The following is a 1,229-nucleotide window of genomic DNA, read 5'->3' as shown; positions in this document are numbered from 1 at the left end:
ATTGGCCGCCAGCTGCCGGGCGACCACCCCCGAGGCCTCGCCGGCCTCCTGGAACATGCGCGTGGCTTCGGGCGTCAGGGCTTGGAAATGGGAAAGGGGCTGCGCGGTCACGGGCCGTACTCCAGGACACAAAAACAAGAGGGAGGGGTCAGGCGGGGTCGTTGAGTTCGGCCACGAAGTCGTAGGTGTCGCCGCGGTAGTAGGACTGGGTGATCTCGACGGCCCGGCCGTCCCTGAGGAAGCCGCGGCGCTCGACCAACAGGCCGGCGTCCTTGGCCTTCACGCCCAGCAGGGTGGCGTGCTGCGGGGTGATCAGCACCGCGCGCAGCCGTTGCAGCGCCCGCACCGGCCGGTAGCCGGCGTCGGCCATGGCTTCGTACAGCGAGTGCTCGACCACCTCGACCGAGGGCAGGGCGAAGGCGGCGATGGTCGAATATTCGACGGCCATCGGCGCGCCGTCGGCATAGCGGATGCGGTGGAAGCGGTAGACCGGCGTGCTGGGCGACAGGCCCAGGGTCAGCGACTCCTCGGGCGTCACCGAGCCTTCCATCTTGGCCAGCCACTCGCTGTGCGGGCTGCGGCCGCGCGAGATCATGTCCTCGGTGAAGCAGGTCAGCTTGGAGAAGTTCTTCTCGACCCGCGAGGCGACGAAGGTGCCCGCGCCCTGGCGGCGGGTGAGCAGGCCCTCGCTGACCAGGCCCTCCAGCGCCTTGCGCACGGTGATGCGCGAGACGTTGAAGTCCTCGGCCATGTCGCGCTCCGGCGGCAGGGCGTCTTCCGGCGTCAGGATCTTGTGCTGGATCGCTTCGCGCAGGGCGCGCTGGAGCTGCAGATAGAGCGGCGCGGAGGCGGTGGTCTCGATCGGGCCGATGCGTTCGGAGAGCAGCATGGGTTAGATTTCCATCTCCAGTGGAGCCAGGCGCCGCGTTTCGGGGCATCTCACTGCGCACATACCAATCTAAGTCCTTTTTGTCCGCCGCTTCGATCCGATAAATCGCACCAGGGCGATAAATCGCTTTTGTGTCAAACGATTTTCGGCTTCCGGTGTCGGTGTTCGTTTTTTGAGTGGTATTAAAATGGCATCTATGCTCAGCCTTCGATCAAGAGAGGCAAGCGCGCCGGGACAGGCCGCGCTGCGACAGGTTTCGGGGGAGTCGTCGATGTCGGGTCTGGTGCTTCAATCGCCTTTGGCGGGGTGGTCGGGACCGTTGGAGGAGGTTCCGGACGCG

1 protein-coding gene is annotated in these 1,229 nt (G+C 65.9%); it reads right to left on the bottom strand.

What is annotated here, in order from left to right; genetic code table 11:
- Nucleotides 1-148: 148 nt before the first annotated feature.
- Entirely contained in the window at nucleotides 149-889 is a 741-nt protein-coding gene (locus tag DMC18_RS25485; protein ID WP_110133439.1) for a GntR family transcriptional regulator, read from the bottom strand.
- Between the last annotated feature and the right edge of the window lie 340 nt (nucleotides 890-1,229).

This window comes from Caulobacter sp. D5 (assembly GCF_003185805.1).
Taxonomy (GTDB): domain Bacteria; phylum Pseudomonadota; class Alphaproteobacteria; order Caulobacterales; family Caulobacteraceae; genus Caulobacter.
This window is presented reverse-complemented; position numbering and strand designations above follow the sequence as displayed.

What these genes read in the sequence shown, in the direction of transcription:
- DMC18_RS25485 (WP_110133439.1), bottom strand. Translation starts at nt 889, where the DNA reads ATGCTGCTCTCCGAACGCATCGGCCCGATCGAGACCACCGCCTCCGCG.